Source organism: Streptomyces sp. E11-3 (assembly GCF_046540415.1).
Taxonomy (GTDB): domain Bacteria; phylum Actinomycetota; class Actinomycetes; order Streptomycetales; family Streptomycetaceae; genus Streptomyces.
In genome coordinates this window covers 3,476,961-3,494,593 of the sequence record NZ_JAZGRL010000001.1, presented here as the reverse complement: position 1 = coordinate 3,494,593, position 17,633 = coordinate 3,476,961, and the positions used below count along the sequence as shown (strand labels likewise).

Sequence of the window (17,633 nt, the reverse complement as noted above, 5' to 3'; positions counted from 1 at the left end):
GCTCGCAAGGCAACTTCATGGCATGAGGTGCGTGAAGTTGCTCGCGCAAGGGTGGAGTGAACTGGGGATCGACAATCCTAGGAGGAAGGTTTCTTCATGCTGAACAACTCAGCAATCCGAGCACGCGTGGCGGCGACCACCACGGCGCTCCTCGTGGTGGGAGGCATCGCGGCGATCGCCGCACCGCAGGCTACCGCGTACACCGACAGCAACAAGGTCCACAACTGCTTCGGCCGCTACTACAACACCGACTGGGACCAGAAGTGCAGCAGCCCCGGTGCGGGCTACGCCGGCACCTACGAGACCACTGCCGCATGCAGCTGGCAGACCGACAAGCGGATGACGCACTGGCGTGCGAAGTACAGCACCGCGACGTACGACGGCTCGGACTGCCGGTTCAAGGTGAACACCGGAGTGACCTACTTCTGGCAGTGAGCCTCGCACCGCCGCAGGCGGCCTGAAGTAACGGCCCGTCTGCCCGCATTGGAGCTGCGGGCAGACGGGCTGCGTCTCCAGTTTACCCACCACGGTGATGGACTCATATGGACGTTCATATTTCCGACCTGCGTCAGGGCTACCCCGGGCGTGTGGTCCTCGACGACCTCGACCTCGACCTCCGGCCTGGCGTGACGGGGCTCCTCGGGCCCAACGGCGCGGGCAAGTCGACCTTGATGCGAACCCTGGCCACGGTGCAGCCCCCGCTGCGCGGGCGTATCGCTCTCGACGGCGCGACCATCGACGGCGAGAAGACCGCGCGGCACATCCGCCGCCGGATCGGCTACTTACCGCAGCGGTTCGGATGGGACCCAGGCATGCGGGTGCGTGACTTTGTCGAGTACGGCGCGTGGATGCGTGAGGTGGCTGACGAGCACCGGTCCCAGGCCGTGGAGCGGGCGCTGCGCCAGGTCGACCTGACGGACCGGGCGCGCGAGCGGATGTCCCGGCTCTCCGGCGGCATGCGGCAGCGTGCGGGGATTGCGTGGGCCATCGTCGGTGAGCCGGGCCTGGTGATCCTCGACGAGCCCACCGTGGGCCTGGACCCGCGCCAGCGTCTGCAGTTCCGCCGGATACTCGCCGGACTCACCGAAACCACCGTCCTGCTGAGCACGCACATGATCGAGGACGTGGCCGCCGCGTGCGACCGCGTCGTCGTCCTGCACAGCGGGCGGGTCCTCTTCAACGGCGCGGTGTCCGAGATGGCGGACCGGGCCGGTGACGGCGCAGCCGGACACACTCCGCTGGAGCGTGCCTACATGGAACTGCTGCCGGAAGGAGAGCGGGAGCTGTGACCTCCTTCCTTCTGGCGCTGCGTTACTCCCCCTTGCGGTGGCTGGTCATCCCCCTGGTCGTTCTCGACCTCGCCCTCATCCTCACCCGCGACGGCTTCTGGCACGGGCTGTGGGGAGACACCGGCGCCGCGGGGCAGATACCCACTCTCTATCTGGGCGTGTTCGCCGCGGCCGGGGCCGCGTGGACCGCCGCGCTGCGTCGGCCGACCGAGGTGGCGGAGACCCTGAGCGCGATGCCCCGGCCCGGACCACGGGCTGAACTGCCGCGCCTCGCCGTGGTCCTGTGCGTCTTCCTCGTGCCGTACCTGGTGGGGCAGGCCGTCTGCTTCGCGGTCACCGCGTCCTCATGGCCACCCGGCTTCACCCAGTACCTGGGATATCTGCTGATCGGTGTCTCAAGCCTGCTGACGGCCACGGGGTTGGGCTGGGTCGTCGGGCGGCTGCTGTCCACACGCTGGGGCCCGGCGGCCGGTGCGCTCGCCTGGCTGCTCGTTGTCATGGCGGTCGACACCGACATCGCCGTGGTGAACGGCCCGGCCCGGTTGCAGCCAGACCTGCTGGAGATAGCCCTGCGCACGGCGGCGGCACTGCTGCTGCTCGTCGCCTGCCTCTGGCTGCCGTACGGTCCGCGGATCACGCGCGTCAGGCCGCTCCCGGGACTTGCCGTCGTCCTGGCGCTCGCCGCGACCGCGGCATCCGTCGCCAGCCCGGTCATCGACGAGCGGCACGGCTCCGGATCGGCCGCTTGCGTCAAGGGCCGCGTCGAGATCTGCCTGTGGCCCGAGGAACGGAAGTACAAGACGATGGCCCAGGACGTGTTGGCCCGGGCCGAGCACCTGCCGCCGGAACTGGCCATGCCGGAAGCGGTGCACTCCCTCGGCCTCGTCTACGTGGACCGCGGGTGGTCCGGCGGTGACTTCGACCTGGACAGTGGTTCCGTATGGGCGTTGGCTGACGGTGTGACGAGCGCGATCAGCAGGCAGACCTTCGAGGACTGCCAGGACCATGGCTATGAGGCTCAGTCGAAGGCCGACGATCACTCGATCCTCGCCTTGGAGCGGTGGCTTGAGAAGCGGCTGGCCGGTGGCGGTGAGCCGGAGTACTTCGAGACCGGAATGGCGGCATCGCAGGCGAAAGCCGTGGAAACGGGCAAGGAGATGGCTGACCGGCCCGAGTCGGAGCAGAGGGCGTGGGCCACGGCGACAGTGCGGCGCGTCCTCGAGAAGTACTGTGACTGACATCCGCGACGGCACGGACACCGGGGCGATGCCGTCGGCTTGGCGGCCCGGTCGTCCGGGCGGGCGCTTTCACCCGCCGTGCGGCGTGCGGCGGCCGGGGAGCATCCTGCTCGTGGTCCTGCTTGTCGGACTCGCCGTGGCCTGGCTGGGGGACAGGACGACGCCCCTGCCTACCGTGGAGGGTGCGCGGGGTGCGGGAACTCCGGGCTGGCGGATGCTCGCCATGTTCGCGGGAGTCCTGCCGCTGCTGTCCTTGCACAGCCGCATGGCAGGTCTTGAGGCGGTCGGCACCGCCCGCTTTCACCGCGGGAGGGCGTGGCGGCTGACGGTGCTGTGGGCCACGAGCATGGCCGTCTTCACGGGCGTCTGCGCCGTGTCTGTGGAAGGCCGGGTGCTGGAGGTCATGGCTGTCGCTCTGCCGGGCTGGACCGGGCTGGGGCTGCTGGGCGGACGACTGCTCGGCTGGCGGCAGTGCTGGATCCTGCCCGCACAGGTGCTCTGCGTCGTCGGCTACTGGGGCGTCGAGGATGGCGCGGGCGGCTACCCGTGGTGGGACTTCACCCACGCGCCGGTGGCCGAGCGGCCGATGGGTCTCGGGATCAGTCTGGGGCTGCTGGTCGCGGGGATGATTGCCTACTGGGTGACACCCTGGCGCGTGAGGAGTCTGCTCCGGCGGTGGTGACGAGCTGGGCTGACGGGCCCGGCGGTGGCGCTGGGGCTGACGTTGTCCTTCTTCCGGGCCATGCGGGTGATGCCCAGCCGTCGGGCTTGGCGGGCGACTGTGTGTAGCCGTAGGGCTGTGAGCGTCGAGCGCGGCGTGGGTTGCCTCACCGAGGTCGACTACGACCGGCTCGGCCGAGACGGATCCGCGACGTTGTCAGCGTCGCTGGCGAGGGAGCGCAGGAGGGCGGCGAGGGTGCCGGACGTGGTCGTCAGGACGGCGCTCGGGGTGTCGCTCTCACGGAGGTGGATGGAGCCGTCCGGGATGGCGGTGAGATACAGGCAGTTGCTCTCCGGTCCACCGCTGAACGATGACTTCTGCCAGTTCAGGCTGGACATTCTGGGTCTCCTAGAGGGTGTAGAGCAGGTGCTGGATCAGGGCCAAGGAGTCCTTCGCCGCAAGTGACTCAGGGGCGGCGGGCACACCGATCGGCGCGTGCGCGCGCTCCCCTAGACGGTCGAACATATTGCCGTACAAGGCAAGGTGCTCGTCGTCGGCCAGGTATAGCGGTCCAGCGGGATGGTCCAGTACGACAGAGCTCAGCTCTTGAACTGATGGGATTACGTGGAGGAACGTGCCGCTGAGTGCGGCATCCAGGTCGGCCTCGAACGGGAAGATCTGCACGGTGACGTTGGGCAGCTGGGCCATGTCGATGAGGTGGAGTAGTTGGGCGCGCAGGACTGATGTCCCGCCGAACCGCATGTGCAGTGCGGCCTCATGGATCACGGCATGCAGGGTTGGTGGGTTCTCGGCAGTCAGGATGGCCTGTCGCTCGAGGCGGAAGGCGGTTGCCTCATCGATGTCCCGGACGTCCAGCATGGGGTTGGAGAAGACCGTGCGGATGTACCCCTCGGTCTGAAGCAGGCCAGGGACGAAGAGGGTCTCGTGGTTTCGGAGGCACGTGGCGCCGGCTTCCAGTTCGGCGAGGTTCATCGCCGCCGCGCCGACGCTGCCCTTGTAGCTGCTCCACCAACCCTTGCCGCTGGCTTCGGACATCGCAACGAGGGCATCGATATAGGGCACACTTTCGCATCCCAGAGCCCGGCAGAGGTCGCGAAGCCGGTCCGACAGGATCGAGGTGCGGCCGGCCTCGATGTGGCTGAGCTGGCCACGGCCCATGTCGATCCGCTCGGCGGCCTCTCCGGCGGACAGCCCTGCTTGCTCGCGTAGCTTCCTGAGCTCGTACCCGAGTCGGCGCTGGCGTTCGCTGATGGTGGTGCGCATTCCCAAGGGGTGTCTCCTCGCTGGTCTGGCCAAAGTCTGCGCCTGGTAGGGGGAGTTGGTCCACTGATTCCGTGGATCAGGTTGCGCATGTGTGCCGTACATCCCTACCTTGAGTGTGGCGCCGGTCACTCACCGAAACCGCTCAACTCCCCCTGCCCGTAAGCCGACAGAGCACTCACCCTGCCCACCAGGCACGCGTGAGCACCGCCATCGCCCGGCGTGGGGCGCCCGAACCCCAACTCCTGACGGGAGCACCGTCATGCCATCCGACGACGACCAACCCCGCGTCCCGCACTGCCCCACCCAACTCACCTACGAGTACAGCCTCTTCGCCCCGGCCGGGGCGACCTGCCCCAAGGTCTGTCGGGACTTCGTGCGCGGCGTACTCACGACGCTCGGTCGCGAACCCCTCGTCCTGCCCGCGACCCTCTGCACCTCCGAGCTTGTCACCAATGTGCACCTGCACACCAAGGGTTCCGCCATGTTGCGGCTCTGGCTGACCCCCGCCCGCTTCCGCCTGACCGTCTTCGACGAGTGCCCCGACCTGCCGGTCACCCCCTGCCCGGCCGTCGCCACCTGCTGGGGCCGGGGTCTCACCCTCGTCGGCGAGGTCGCGGACCGGTGGGGCGTCGCGGACGGCCGTGCGGGGCGGTATGCGAAGGGGGTCTGGTTCGAGCTGGGCCGCGCGGTGGGCGGTGGCGGCGGTGAATCCTTCCGCCCTCACCGCATCGGGTGACCAGGGGCCGATTCCCCTGGTCAGCCCAGTCGACGTACCTACCGTGATCGCGTTGCTTGTGCCGCAAGGACGCCAAGCCCACACTTGAGAGGAGGTGCCGCCATGACCGCTCTTGCGCACGAGAGGCCCGAGACCATGTCAGAGACCGTGACCGAGGTCGATTCCGGGTCCACCCCTGCTGTTGAACGGGACGAGGTCCTGTGGCAGGCATGGAAGGCCATGGAACTCCCCGAGGGCTACCGCGCTGAGATCATCGAGGGAGCCATCGAGGTGTCACCCACTGGCCGCTTGTCCCATGCCCAGGTCGTCAACCGGTTGCGGGACGCGCTGGTCCCCGTTCTCGCCGACAGCGAGTACGCGGCGTACAACGACACCAATGTGGTTCGCGGTCGGAAGACCTGGATTCCCGACGTCTTGGTCGCGCCCAGGAACCTGGAACCCCACGGTGACGAAGAAGGGGTCGGAGTCAGGGCATCCGCTGTCGGCCTGATCATCGAGGTGGTCTCTCCCGGCCACGAGTGCCGCCGGCGGGACCGGGCCCGAAAGCGCCGCGAGTACGCGCGGGCCGAGATCCCCGTCTACGTGATCGTCGACGACTACGACAACCAAGGGACGGTCACCGTCCTCACCGAGCCCCGTCCCGAGAAGGCGGACTGGGTCGGAGTGCACCGCGTCTCGTACGGCACCGAGGTGACTATCGCCGAAGGCCCTGCGAAGGGCTTCACGATCACCGAGGCGATCACGGGACCGCGCCGCGCCTGAGCCGTCGGCGGTGCACGAGGTTCCGGAATCGGTGGAATTGGGGTGGTTGTCCCGGCGTCCTCTTCGTGACATGCAGCAACATGACGGTGTTGTGGCGGGCGTCGGCGGTGCATCGTGGTTACCGGCACCCCGGTCGACTTCCCCCGTTCGGTCGGGGTGCCTGCCAGCATGGGCCCAGGGGGTGTCGACAGCGGCGGGGGATGAGCTGGTGGCGCACCGGCACGGGGTTGGTGAGCTGTGTGAAGCCGGGGAGCGGGTGTACGCCCAGGCGCTGCGCGCGGGGCGCGTCTCGCGCGCGGACGTGGGTGAGGCCGGCTGCCTGATCGACCTGGCGCTGCTGCATCCCGATCCGGGCGGTGGTGCGGAGTGGCTCGTGCCGACAAGCCCGGGCGAGGTGATGTCACGCCTGCTGCGGGACGTCCAGGGGGAGTTGGCCGCGGCGCACCGTCGTACGGCGGCGGGGGCGGCCGCGTTCGCCCGCTTCGCGAGGGTTGAGGGGGCGGCGCCGAGGGCGGTGCGGGAGCCGATCAGGGTGCTGGAGGGCATACCTCGCATCAACGAGGTCCTGGACGAGGCCAACGCAGCCTGTGACTCCGAGTTGCTGAGTGTGCAGCCGGGCGGTATCCGGCCCGAGAAGGATCTGATGGCCGCGTTGCCCCGGGCGCTGGACCTGCAGCGGCGTGGTGTTCGGATACGGTCGCTGTACACGCATGTGGCACGGCATGGCCGGGGGCTGCACCACTACCTGGAGGCGGTGCGGGGGCAGGGGAGAGGCAGCGAAATCCGGACGCTCGACGAAGTCACCGAGCGACTGTTGATCTTCGACCGGACTGTCGCGTTCATCCCGGCCAATGCCGAGCGCACTCTCGCCTTGGAGCTGCGTCAGCCTGCTCTCGTCGAGTTCCTCGCCGTCATCTTCGAGCGACTGTGGCATCTAGGTGTGCCGCTGGCGGAACAGCCTCCGGTGCGGACAGACGTAGCGGGCGTCAGCCGTCGGGAGCATGCGATCGCGGCTCTCCTGGCGGAGGGTCAGATGGATACCGAGGTGGCGGCGCGGCTCGGCATCAGTGTGCGTACGTGTCGCCACCACATCGCCAAGCTGGCGGAGGCGCTGGGGAGTACGACGCGGGCGCAGTTGGGCGTCCTTATTGCGCGGGCGGGGTTGGACGTGCCGCCGCGCTAAGGGCTACCGAGGTTTTCTCAGTGAGGTTGATCGAGCGAGTACTCGAGGGCGGTCCGAGAGTCCGGTCTGTGCCCTGAACAGCGTGTGAAGGCCCCGGTAGGACGGGTCGTGTCCGCAACTCGTGCCTTCTGTAAGAGGTTTCACGTGATGCCGTACTCTGCCATGCTCGATGTTCCGCGGCCGGTCGTCCAGTACCTGGCCCGGTTGCTGGCCGTTCACCGTCGTGCGCTCGGCACACCCAGTCGCTCACGAGCCCTGGGCTCGTTCCGGCAGGCCGTGGTGGTGTTGCGCTGGTTCCGCGATCACGTCTGTGTGCACTGTCTGGCCCGCGACGCGGGCATCTCCCAGGCCACTGCCTACCGTTACCTTGGCGAAGGCATCGATGTTCTCGCCGCCGAGGTGCCCGACCTGGTCGAGGTCCTGAAGCAATGCCGTGCCAACGGGTTGCCGTTCGTCGTGTTGGACGACACCCTCGTCCGCTGTGACCGTGTGACCGGTGGGACCGAACGCGGAACCGACCTGTGGTACTCGATCCGCATCAAGACTTCGCCGGTAACGTGCAGTTCCTCGCCGCCCCGGACGGCACCCCGTTGTGGGTGTCCGACGTCGAGCCGGGCAGCGTCCACGACCTGGCCGCCGCCTGCACTGCCATCGCTCTACCCGGCGGTCCGCAGCGGCCTCCCCGTCCTGGCCGACATCGGCTACATCCGCGCAGGCGGCGGGCTGCAGATTCCCTTCAGGAAACACCCCGACCTACCCGGAGTCCTCGGCCTCGGCAACGAGACCTCCAACAAGCTCCACCGCGGACTCCGCTTCCCCGTCGAGCGGGCCATGGCCGAGCTCAAACAACGCTGGTGCACCCTGCAGTACGTCACCCTCAGCCCGAACCGGATCGGCACCATTACCCAGGCTGTCCTCCTCCTCAACAACGCCTGGCGACCTTGATCGCCGAGAAACCCTCACTGGGTCTGGTCAAGAAGTTCTGACCGGGCTATCAAATAGCCGAGTTGGGTGCGACTGCTGCTGCCGAGAATGCTGCTGAGCTTGGCGATGTGGGCACGGACTGTGCGGATGTTCATGCCGAGACGGTCGGCTATGGCCTTGTCGGCGTGCCCCTCGATGAGGAGTTCGGCGATGGCGCGCTGCCGTGTGGTGATGCCGTTGGTCGAGGGTAGCTTGGCAGCGAGGGGGTGCATGGGGGTGCCCAGTCGCCACAGTCGCTCGAAGAGCGTGACGAGGTGGGTGACCAGGGCCGGCTGTCGCAGCTCTAGGGCGACGGAACGGTCTTCGCTCGCAGGGATGAACGCCACGGTTCGGTCGAAGATAATGAGCCGCTCGGTGACTTCGTCAAGCGTGCGGACCTCCACGTCGCCGTGCAGCTGCTCGTAGTGCGCCAACGTCGCCGGGGCGTGGCGTGCCGTGTGCTGATAGAGAGTGCGTTGACGGGCACCTCGGTCGAGCAGGTCTTGGACTCGGGGCCGGACTTCGGCGAGTAGCCCGGGCGGACGCGCACCGCCGGGCTGGATGGTGAGCATTTCCTGGCAGGACAAGTCCAGGGCCTGGTTGATGGCTGACGTGATTCTGGTGAGCCCCTCCAGCACGTTGACCATCGATGTACTGGGGGAGGAGGCGTGGTTGGCCGCGCGTGCGATGAGGGGTTCGAACGTCCTGGCCAGCTCCGCCTCGCGACGGCGCTGCCTGGCGATGTCTTGCTCGATGGTTCGCAGTAGACGGGGGAGCGCTACGGCAGGGGCGGTGGGCCGTAACCACCGCATGTCCGCGATGTCGGGGTGCAGCAGACCGAAGTCGATCAAGCAAGGCGCTGCTTCAGCGTCTTGCCGATGGATGCGACCCTCGTCCAGCGCGCGGGCGTACAGACTTGAGCCGACGTCACAGAGTTCCTCGACTCCGTGGTGAGCATGAGGCCGCGCGGGCACGTCTGTTCCTCTCACGTTCACTCGCTCTGGTTCAGAATCCCTGATTGTGCGATGAGGTAGCCGAGTTGGGCGCGGCTGCCGCTGCCGAGTGTGGCGGCGAGCTTGGCGATGTGCGTGCGGCAGGTGCGGACGTTCATTCCGAGGCGGCGGGCGATGGCGTCGTCAACGTGGCCTTCGATGAGGAGCCGGGCTATGGAGCGCTGTATTCCGGTGATTCCGTCGGGGGTACGGACGTGGGGGAGATGGTCGTCCAGCGGGATGGCTCGGTTCCAGAACTCCTCGAAGACGGCTGCGAGGTACTCCACCAGGCCAGGGTGGCGCAGTTCGAGCGCGACCAGGCCGTCTTCGCGCGCGGGGACATAGGCCACCTTGCGGTCGATGATGATCAGGCGGTCGATCAGCTGCTCAAGCGTGCGGATCTCCATCTGCTCGGAGCCGGCCCGTTCTTTGTAGGCTTGGATGCCCTGGCTGTGGCGAGCTGTGTGCTGGTACAGAGTCCGTACCCGCACGCCTCGGGCCAGCAGGGGCTGGACGCGCTCCAGGGCGCGGCTGAGGATGTCGGGGCTGCGGCCGCCACCCGGCTGGAGGGTGAGCAACTCTTTGGAGCACTCGGCCGTGGCGCGACTCAGCGAATCGTCGATTCGGTGGATGCCTTCGAGGACGGTGATGGCGTGCGTGGTCGACGGGTTCTGGGCGCTGATAGCCATGAAGGGCTCAAAGGTGCCACTGAGCGCGATCGTCAGTCGCCGACGCTCCTGTATCTCCTCCTCAAGGGGGAGCAGGAGTTGAGCCAACGCGGCAGTGGGGGGAACCGGACGCAGCCACGCTGCGTCATCGGGGTCCGGGTGCAGCAGGGCGAGGTCTATGAGGCAGGGCGTCGCTGCCACTTCGGACCTGGCGATTCGCCCGGTGCGCAGCGCGCTCGCGTAGAGGCGGGTCCCTTCCTCGCACAACTCCAGGTGACCATGCGGATGCATCGCATCGTCACTGTTTGCCCGCATTTGAACACCCCCCAGGCTCATGAAATTCAGGAACATGATGCACGTACTCAGTGGTGAAACCGCAAGGACTGAGCCATTGTCGTGACTGCGGGGGAGCAAAAACAATCAAGTGAGGTCGAAGCCGCCCATGTCCAAGAAAACGCTTCGCTCGGTGCTTGCTATCGCCTTTGTTGCGGCGGCCGCTGTGGGCGTCGCGGCGCCCGCGGACCCGATCTGGGAGTCGAAGCCAGTCGCGGCCGCGCAGGACCCGATATGGCAGTCGGTCTCGGTCGCGAAGGACCCGATATGGGCTTCGGGCTCGTCCGATGCTGTCGCAAACTCGTCGACGGGGTCGGTCGCATGACGACACCACCTGACGACCGCTCCTTTCGTCGTGAAATGGCCACCGCCTACCGCTCAGGGTGGCACTTCATCGATCTCGTCACGGCGCTGCCCCGCCCAGGCGACTCGTTGATGGTCACCCTCCTCGGGCAGCCGATCGTGGTCGCGCGAGACGAGGACGACGACGACATACGGGCCTATCGCTGCCTGCGTCGACCGAGAGGCGCACCGCACCCCGTGCGCTGTGCCATCCGCTACGGAATGATCTTTGTGAACCTCGACCAGCGTGACCATCAGCTCGTCGAACCCTTGACCAGCTCCGCCACCCCCCGCAGCGCCTGACGCGATTCCCCCGTCGTTATTGATCGCTCAGGCGCTCCCCCCGCAGCGGCGCCATCGTGGACCTGAACGCGATGGCGCCGCTGTGCGTTTGCGTGCCCCCAGATCGCGCCCCGTCTCGCGCCCCTGGCCCGTGCCTCTGTCTCCCGCCCCCGGCTGGCGTTCGGCCTTGAGTGGAATAGACTCAACTTTGTGTACGTTGGTTGAGTCAGACCAGTCAGGGTGGAGGGAGCCCCTCCCCGGGTAAGGAGGAGTGCCGCACGTGGACGCCGAGCTGACGAACCGGAGCCGGGACGCGATCAACGCGGCCACCAGCCGGGCCGTGTCCGGAGGACATCCGGATCTGACCCCCACGCATCTGCTCCTCGCCCTGCTCGAAGGGCAGGACAACGAGAACATCATCGATCTGCTGGCCGCCGTCGAGGCCGACCAGGTCGCCGTGCGGTCCGGCGCCGAGCGGGTGCTCGCCGGGCTGCCCAGCGTGACCGGTTCCACTGTCGCACCGCCGCAGCCGAACCGCGAGATGCTCGCCGTCATCGCGGACGCCGCGCAGCGCGCGAAGGAGCTCGGGGACGACTACCTCTCCACCGAGCACCTGCTCATCGGTATCGCCGCCAAGGGCGGGCAGGCCGGGGACGTACTCTCCCAGCAGGGAGCCAGCGCCAAGAAGCTGCTGGACGCGTTCGAGAAGAGCAGGGGAGGGCGCCGGGTGACGACACCCGACCCGGAGGGGCAGTACAAGGCCCTGGAGAAGTTCGGCACCGACCTCACCGCCGCCGCGCGCGAGGGCAGGCTCGACCCGGTCATCGGGCGGGACCAGGAGATCCGGCGCGTGGTGCAGGTGCTCTCCCGGCGGACCAAGAACAACCCGGTGCTGATCGGCGAGCCGGGCGTCGGCAAGACCGCCGTCGTCGAAGGGCTCGCCCAGCGGATCGTCAAGGGCGACGTACCGGAGTCGCTGCGCGACAAGCGGCTGGTCTCGCTCGACCTCGGCGCGATGGTGGCCGGAGCCAAGTACCGCGGTGAGTTCGAGGAGCGGCTGAAGACCGTCCTCTCCGAGATCAAGGGGAGCGACGGGCAGGTCATCACGTTCATCGACGAGCTGCACACGGTGGTGGGGGCCGGTGCCGGTGGGGACTCGGCGATGGACGCGGGCAACATGCTGAAGCCGATGCTCGCCCGAGGCGAGCTGCGCATGGTCGGCGCCACCACGCTCGACGAGTACCGCGAGCGGATCGAGAAGGACCCCGCCCTGGAGCGCCGCTTCCAGCAGGTGCTGGTCGCCGAGCCGACCGTAGAGGACTCCATCGCCATTCTGCGCGGGCTCAAGGGGCGCTACGAGGCCCACCACAAGGTCCAGATCGCGGACAGCGCCCTGGTCGCCGCCGCCTCGCTCTCCGACCGCTACATCACCTCCCGCTTCCTGCCGGACAAGGCCATCGACCTGGTCGACGAGGCCGCGTCCCGGCTCCGTATGGAGATCGACTCCTCGCCGCTGGAGATCGACGAGCTCCAGCGTGCCGTCGACCGGTTGAAGATGGAGGAGCTGGCGATCGGCAAGGAGTCGGACGCCGCCAGCAGGCAGCGCCTGGAGAAGCTCCGGCGCGACCTCGCCGACAAGGAGGAGGAGCTGCGCGGGCTCACCGCGCGCTGGGAGAAGGAGAAGACCTCCCTCAACCGCGTCGGTGCGCTGAAGGAGCAGTTGGACGAGCTCCGTGGGCAGGCCGAACGGGCGCAGCGCGACGGCGACTTCGACACCGCGTCCAAGCTGCTTTACGGCCAGATTCCCGGCCTGGAGCGAGAGCTGGAGGAGGCCGCGGCCGCCGAGCAGGAGGTCGCCAAGGACACCATGGTCAAGGACGAGGTCGGTCCCGACGACATCGCCGATGTGGTCGGCTCCTGGACCGGCATCCCCGCCGGACGCCTCCTCGAAGGCGAGACGCAGAAGCTGCTGCGGATGGAGCAGGAGCTCGGCAGGCGGCTCATCGGGCAGAGCGAGGCCGTACAGGCCGTCTCCGACGCGGTACGGCGTACCCGCGCCGGGATCGCCGACCCGGACCGGCCCACGGGTTCCTTCCTCTTCCTCGGCCCGACCGGCGTCGGCAAGACCGAGCTCGCCAAGGCGCTCGCGGACTTCCTCTTCGACGACGAGCGGGCCATGGTCCGGATCGACATGAGCGAGTACGGCGAGAAGCACAGCGTCGCCCGGCTGGTCGGCGCGCCGCCCGGCTATGTCGGGTACGAGGAGGGCGGCCAGCTCACCGAGGCCGTACGCCGGCGCCCGTACAGCGTCGTACTCCTCGACGAGGTCGAGAAGGCGCACCCCGAGGTCTTCGACATCCTGCTGCAGGTGCTCGACGACGGACGGCTGACCGACGGGCAGGGGCGGACGGTCGACTTCCGCAACACCATCCTCGTCCTGACGTCGAACCTCGGCAGCCAGTACCTGATGGATCCGCTCACCCCGGCGGACGAGAAGAAGCGGCAGGTCCTGGGGGTCGTACGGGCCTCCTTCAAGCCCGAGTTCCTCAACCGGCTCGACGACCTCGTGGTCTTCTCGGCACTCGACAAGGACGAGCTGGCGCACATCGCCGAGCTCCAGATCAACCGCCTCGCCGAGCGCCTGGCCGAGCGCCGGCTCACCCTGGACGTCACCCCGGCCGCGCTGGCCTGGCTGGCCGAGGAGGGCAACGACCCGGCGTACGGGGCGCGGCCGCTGCGGCGCCTCATCCAGACGGCGATCGGCGACCGGCTCGCCAAGGAGATCCTCGCGGGCGAGGTCACGGACGGGGACACGGTACGGGTGGATGTGGCGGGGGACGGGCTGCTGGTGGGCCCGGCGACGGGAGTCGAGATGAAGAAGCCCCTCTAGGCCTGTCCGGGCCGGGACGGGCCTGTCCGCCTGTCGGGGCCTGTCCCGGCCATCCCGGCTATCCCCGCCATCCTGGCTAACCCGGCCTTTCGGCTTGGCGCTGAAACTCGGCCTTTTCCCGTCCAGGGTTGCGGCACCCCGCCCGGCATGGGGGAGGATGGCGGAATCCGTACGAAGGGACCAAGCACGTGAGCATCGACCCGTCCTCGATTCCGAATTTCGGGGCACAGCCCGACCCTCAGCAGGGTTCAGGACCGGCGGGCCCCGTCGTCCCCGACCAGGACCTGGTCAAGCAGCTCCTGGACCAGATGGAGCTCAAGCACGTCGTCGACGAAGAGGGTGACCTCGCGGCGCCGTGGGAGAACTTCCGCACGTACTTCATGTTCCGCGGCGAGGGTGACCAGCAGGTCTTCTCCGTGCGTACGTTCTACGACCGCCCGCACGCGATCGAGTCCAAGGCGCAGATCCTGGACGCGATCGACGACTGGAACCGGCGCACCCTGTGGCCCAAGGTCTACAGCCACACCCACGAGCAGGAGGGCGAGCCCACCACCGTCCGGCTGATCGGCGAGGCGCAGATGCTGATCGGCACCGGCGTCAGCCTGGAGCACTTCGTCTCCTCGACGGTCAGCTGGGTGCGGGCCGCGATCGAGTTCGACCGCTGGCTGCTGGAGCACCTCGGTCTGGTCGACGAGATCGACTCGGCGGAGAAGCCCGACGACGAGGACTGAGCGGGTTCTGAACCGTGGCGAGGGGCCCGGCCGACACATCGGCCGGGCNGCCGCGATCGAGTTCGACCGCTGGCTGCTGGAGCACCTCGGTCTGGTCGACGAGATCGACTCGGCGGAGAAGCCCGACGACGAGGACTGAGCGGGTTCTGACCCGGGGCGTGGGGCCCGGCCGACACATCGGCCGGGCCCCTCGTCTATTTCGTGAGAGTGGGGGCGCCAAGGGCGATCCGTGTCGCGCAGTCCTCTGACGCCGGGGTGGAGGTGATGCGGAGCCGCAGGACGCCCGAGACATCGAGGTCGACCTTTTCGGCCTTGCCGAGAACGAGGGTCTTGCTCAGCAGCACCTTGTTGTCGCCGTGCACGATCAGTTTCATCGGCCGGTCCTTCGAGGTCTCCGTGAGCCCCGTGGTGAAGTCCAGCGAGGACCACGAGCGGCCGAGGTGGTACGTGGCGGACTTGCTGCCGCTGCACACGTTGTTGAAGTCGGCGATGAGGGCCTCGGGGAACTCCTCGGTGTCGATGGTGGCGCTGCCCTGAGAGAACCACGCCTTGCCATCGAGCAGTTCCAAGTCGGTCAGCGACAGGGTGCCGGAGTCCGCCACTTCTTCGTCAGGTTGTTCGTCTGGCTCCTCGGACGCGGTGGGCGTGGGCGTGGGCGTGGGCGTGGGTGTGGGTACGGGCGTGGGCGTAGCCGTCACCGTGTGGGTCACCGCCGCCTTCGCCGGGGGCTCGCCCTCGGCGTCGCCGTCGGAGGCGAAGCGGGCGCCCGCCCAGGCGCCCACGCCCAGCAGCACCACGGCGGCCGCGGCCAGCCAGGGGAGGGCGCGGCGGCCTTTCCGCTCCGGCTCCGGGCCCGGCGCGGTTGGCGTGGACGGTGCCGGGGAGCCGACCAGCTGCGTGGGCGGATGCGGCGGCGCAGGCGGCACCGCCGTGGCGGCGGCCGGAGCCGGAGCCGTGGCCGCGCGTGCCGACGCCGCGGTGGTCGTGGTGGTCGTGATGACGGCCCGGCGCAGCTGGCGTACCCACCCCACCAGGGAGTCGGGCCGCCCGGCCGGGTCCGCGTCGAACAGGGCCAGCAGGGCGGCGATCTGCTCCGCGGGCAGCCCGTCGAGCTCCGGCAGGGCCGCGAACCGCTCCCGCAACTGCTCCGGCGCACCCGGTGGCGTGTCCCCGCTGAACAGGAAGTAGGCGATGGCACCGAAGGCGTACCGGTCCGCCGCGGCCGAGCGCCGGCCCTCGTACACCTCGGGCGCGGCGAAGCCCGGCGTGAACCACACCTCGGCCGTCTGGTGTTCGGGGGCGAGCTTGCTCAGCCCGAAGTCGACCAGCGTGGACTGCCCGTCGGCGTCCACCATGACGTTGCCGGGCGAGAGATCGCCGTGCACCACCGCGCGCCCCGACGGAGTGGCGCTGCCCGAGTGCAGCCAGTCCAGCACCTCCGCCAGCTGCTCCAGGCTGCGTACCGCCTCCCGGCGCTCGGCGGGCGTCTGGAAGGTCCGTTCGGCGCGCCAGTCCCGCAGGTCGAGACCGTCGACGTGGTTCATCACCAGGCACAGGCAGCGCCCCGCACTCTGCTCGGCCTGCCCCTCGGGGTGCGGCGGCGCCCCCTCGAAGTGCTCCCGGACCCCGACGACGCCGAGCCGGTGCACGAAGCGCAGCAGCTCGGCCTGCTCGCTCCAGGTGGCGCTGATCTTGGCGAACTGCTCGGTGGTCATGGTGGTGCGGGTGTCCAGCACCTTGACCACCACGGGCTCGGTCGCACCGGACAGTTCGAGCTCGGCGAGGTAGAGCACGGCCTCGCCACCGCGTCCGATGGACCGCCGCAGCCGGTACCGGTCCGGCGCCGACGGCGGCCCTACGTACAGACTGGTGCTCGGCCTATTACTCGACGCCACGGCAGCGTTCCCCCCGTTTTCCCTGCGGACCAGTGGACCTGTGGACCTGTGGACCATGAGAGTTCAGCCTGCCGAGTAGACATGACCATGGTCAACAGGTCAGAGGCGCCGGAGCCGCCCCGCCGCCTCGCGCAGCACGTCCGCGCGTTTGCAGAAGGCGAAGCGCACCTGGGTGCGGCCCGCTTCCGGGTCGTCGTAGAAGACGGAGTTGGGTACGGCGACCACGCCGCACCGCTGGGGGAGGGAGCGGCACAGGGTGAGGCCGTCCTTTTCGCCCAGGGCGGCGATGTCGGTGGTGATGAAGTAGGTGCCCTGGGGGCGGAAGACCTCGAAGCCCGCCGCCGTGAGGCCGTCGGCCAGGATGTCTCGCTTGGTGCGCAGGTCTTCGCGGGCGTTCGAGAAGTAGCTGTTGGGGAGGTGCAGGGCCTCCGCGACGGCGTACTGGAACGGGCCCGCCGAGACGTACGTCAGGTACTGCTTGGCCGTGCGGACCGCCGTGACCAGGTCCGGCGCCGCCGTCACCCAGCCGACCTTCCACCCGGTGAAGGAGAAGGTCTTGCCCGCCGAGGAGATGGTGACCGTACGGTCGCGCATGCCGGGGAAGGACGCGAGCGGGACGTGCTCGCCGTCGAAGACCAGGTGTTCGTAGACCTCGTCGGTGACGACGAGCAGGTCGCGGTCGACGGCCAGTTCGGCGATCGCGGTGAGCTCGGCGCTGGTGAGGACCGTGCCGGTCGGGTTGTGCGGGGTGTTGAGGAGCAGCAGGCGGGTGCGGTCGGTGACCGCGGCGCGCAGTTCGTCGAGGTCGAGGCGGAAGGAGCGGGCGCCCCCCGCGTCGGTGTGCGGGCGCAGAGTGACCGGGACGCGCCTGCCGCCCGCCAGGGCGATGCTCGCCGCGTACGAGTCGTAGTACGGCTCCAGGGCGATCACCTCGTCGCCCGGTTCGACCAGGGCGAGCAGCGAGGCCGCGATCGCCTCGGTGGCGCCCGCCGTGACCAGGACCTCGCGGTCCGGGTCGTAGGACAGGTCGTAGCGGGAGAGCTGGTGATCGGCGATGGCGGTACGCAGCTCGGGGACGCCGGGGCCCGGCGGGTACTGGTTGCCGCGGCCGTCCCGTAGCGCGCGGACCGCGGCCTCGCGGACCTCCTCGGGTCCGTCGGTGTCGGGGAAGCCCTGGCCGAGGTTGATCGCGCCGGTCTTCACCGCGAGCGCCGACATCTCGGCGAAGATCGTTGTGCCGAACTCGGCGAGCCGGCGGTTGAGCAGCGGGCGTCCGGTGGTTCCCGTGGAGGTCATGGCGGCCATCCTGCGCCGAACCTCTGGACTTCCTCAAGTCTGCTTTGGGCCCGTGGCGGCGGGGGCATTCCCTGTCCTACAAGGCCTG

At 68.8% G+C, this 17,633-nt stretch carries 16 protein-coding genes and 1 pseudogene; 11 read left to right on the top strand and 6 right to left on the bottom strand.

The features are described 5' to 3' along the window. Positions 1-96: 96 nt before the first annotated feature. The 4 genes from U9R90_RS16015 to U9R90_RS16000 all read left to right on the top strand — a co-directional run bounded on the left by U9R90_RS16015 (position 97) and on the right by U9R90_RS16000 (position 3,209). Positions 97-435, top strand: a complete 339-nt coding sequence (locus U9R90_RS16015; protein WP_411057112.1) for a hypothetical protein — start codon at positions 97-99, stop codon at positions 433-435. 107 nt (positions 436-542) lie between these two features. Then, positions 543-1,289: an ATP-binding cassette domain-containing protein gene (locus U9R90_RS16010; RefSeq protein ID WP_411057111.1), complete on the top strand. Its 747-nt coding sequence runs from the start codon at positions 543-545 to the stop codon at positions 1,287-1,289. Next, positions 1,286-2,527 carry a hypothetical protein gene (locus tag U9R90_RS16005; RefSeq protein WP_411057110.1) on the top strand — a complete coding sequence of 414 codons (1,242 nt, stop codon included), beginning with the start codon at positions 1,286-1,288 and terminating at the stop codon, positions 2,525-2,527. The genes U9R90_RS16010 and U9R90_RS16005 overlap by 4 nt, the downstream gene beginning before the upstream one ends. Further along, complete coding sequence (locus tag U9R90_RS16000; RefSeq protein WP_411057109.1) at positions 2,520-3,209, top strand: hypothetical protein; 690 nt, start codon at positions 2,520-2,522, stop codon at positions 3,207-3,209. Before U9R90_RS16005 ends, U9R90_RS16000 begins: the two co-directional genes overlap by 8 nt. A 158-nt stretch (positions 3,210-3,367) precedes the next feature. Here U9R90_RS16000 and U9R90_RS15995 read toward each other — a convergent pair whose 3' ends face one another. Both U9R90_RS15995 and U9R90_RS15990 read right to left on the bottom strand, forming a co-directional pair. Then, complete coding sequence (locus U9R90_RS15995; protein ID WP_411057108.1) at positions 3,368-3,586, bottom strand: DUF397 domain-containing protein; 219 nt, start codon at positions 3,584-3,586, stop codon at positions 3,368-3,370. Positions 3,587-3,596: 10 nt separating this feature from the next. Then, entirely contained in the window at positions 3,597-4,472 is an 876-nt protein-coding gene (locus tag U9R90_RS15990; RefSeq protein WP_411057107.1) for a helix-turn-helix domain-containing protein, read from the bottom strand. Positions 4,473-4,731: 259 nt separating this feature from the next. On the opposite strand from U9R90_RS15990, the gene U9R90_RS15985 reads away from it, so the two are divergent. The 4 genes and pseudogenes from U9R90_RS15985 (at position 4,732) to U9R90_RS15970 (ending at position 8,098) form a co-directional block, all read left to right on the top strand. After that, positions 4,732-5,208, top strand: a complete 477-nt coding sequence (locus U9R90_RS15985) for an ATP-binding protein (protein WP_411057106.1) — start codon at positions 4,732-4,734, stop codon at positions 5,206-5,208. Between the two features lie 102 nt (positions 5,209-5,310). Continuing rightward, positions 5,311-5,970, top strand: a complete 660-nt coding sequence (locus U9R90_RS15980) for a Uma2 family endonuclease (protein WP_411057105.1) — start codon at positions 5,311-5,313, stop codon at positions 5,968-5,970. A gap of 181 nt (positions 5,971-6,151) precedes the next feature. Next, complete coding sequence (locus U9R90_RS15975) at positions 6,152-7,153, top strand: LuxR C-terminal-related transcriptional regulator (protein WP_411057104.1); 1,002 nt, start codon at positions 6,152-6,154, stop codon at positions 7,151-7,153. Between the two features lie 144 nt (positions 7,154-7,297). Further along, positions 7,298-8,098 (top strand): annotated as a pseudogene (locus tag U9R90_RS15970) (transposase family protein). A gap of 14 nt (positions 8,099-8,112) precedes the next feature. Here U9R90_RS15970 and U9R90_RS15965 read toward each other — a convergent pair. Together U9R90_RS15965 and U9R90_RS15960 are read right to left on the bottom strand one after the other, a co-directional pair. Beyond that, positions 8,113-8,967: a LuxR C-terminal-related transcriptional regulator gene (locus U9R90_RS15965; RefSeq protein ID WP_411057103.1), complete on the bottom strand. Its 855-nt coding sequence runs from the start codon at positions 8,965-8,967 to the stop codon at positions 8,113-8,115. Positions 8,968-9,107: 140 nt separating this feature from the next. Next, positions 9,108-10,091, bottom strand: coding sequence for a helix-turn-helix transcriptional regulator (locus U9R90_RS15960; RefSeq protein ID WP_411057102.1), 984 nt, complete (start codon positions 10,089-10,091; stop codon positions 9,108-9,110). 339 nt (positions 10,092-10,430) lie between these two features. On the opposite strand from U9R90_RS15960, the gene U9R90_RS15955 reads away from it, so the two are divergent. From U9R90_RS15955 to U9R90_RS15945, 3 genes are all read left to right on the top strand, one after another. Continuing rightward, the gene (locus tag U9R90_RS15955) at positions 10,431-10,754 is read left to right on the top strand and encodes a (2Fe-2S)-binding protein (protein ID WP_411057757.1); all 324 of its coding nucleotides are present in this window, start codon (positions 10,431-10,433) and stop codon (positions 10,752-10,754) included. Positions 10,755-11,013: 259 nt separating this feature from the next. Then, complete coding sequence (gene clpB / locus U9R90_RS15950; RefSeq protein WP_411057101.1) at positions 11,014-13,623, top strand: ATP-dependent chaperone ClpB; 2,610 nt, start codon at positions 11,014-11,016, stop codon at positions 13,621-13,623. A gap of 188 nt (positions 13,624-13,811) precedes the next feature. Then, complete coding sequence (locus U9R90_RS15945) at positions 13,812-14,354, top strand: YbjN domain-containing protein (RefSeq protein WP_411057100.1); 543 nt, start codon at positions 13,812-13,814, stop codon at positions 14,352-14,354. Positions 14,355-14,548: 194 nt separating this feature from the next. On the opposite strand, the gene U9R90_RS15940 is transcribed toward U9R90_RS15945, so the two are convergent. Next, a complete protein-coding gene (locus tag U9R90_RS15940; RefSeq protein WP_411057099.1) occupies positions 14,549-16,249 on the bottom strand; it encodes a protein kinase domain-containing protein in 1,701 nt (566 codons plus the stop codon). A 99-nt stretch (positions 16,250-16,348) separates the two neighbouring features. Continuing rightward, on the bottom strand, positions 16,349-17,554 hold the full coding sequence (locus U9R90_RS15935; protein ID WP_411057098.1) for a pyridoxal phosphate-dependent aminotransferase: 1,206 nt from the start codon (positions 17,552-17,554) through the stop codon (positions 16,349-16,351). Between the last annotated feature and the right edge of the window lie 79 nt (positions 17,555-17,633).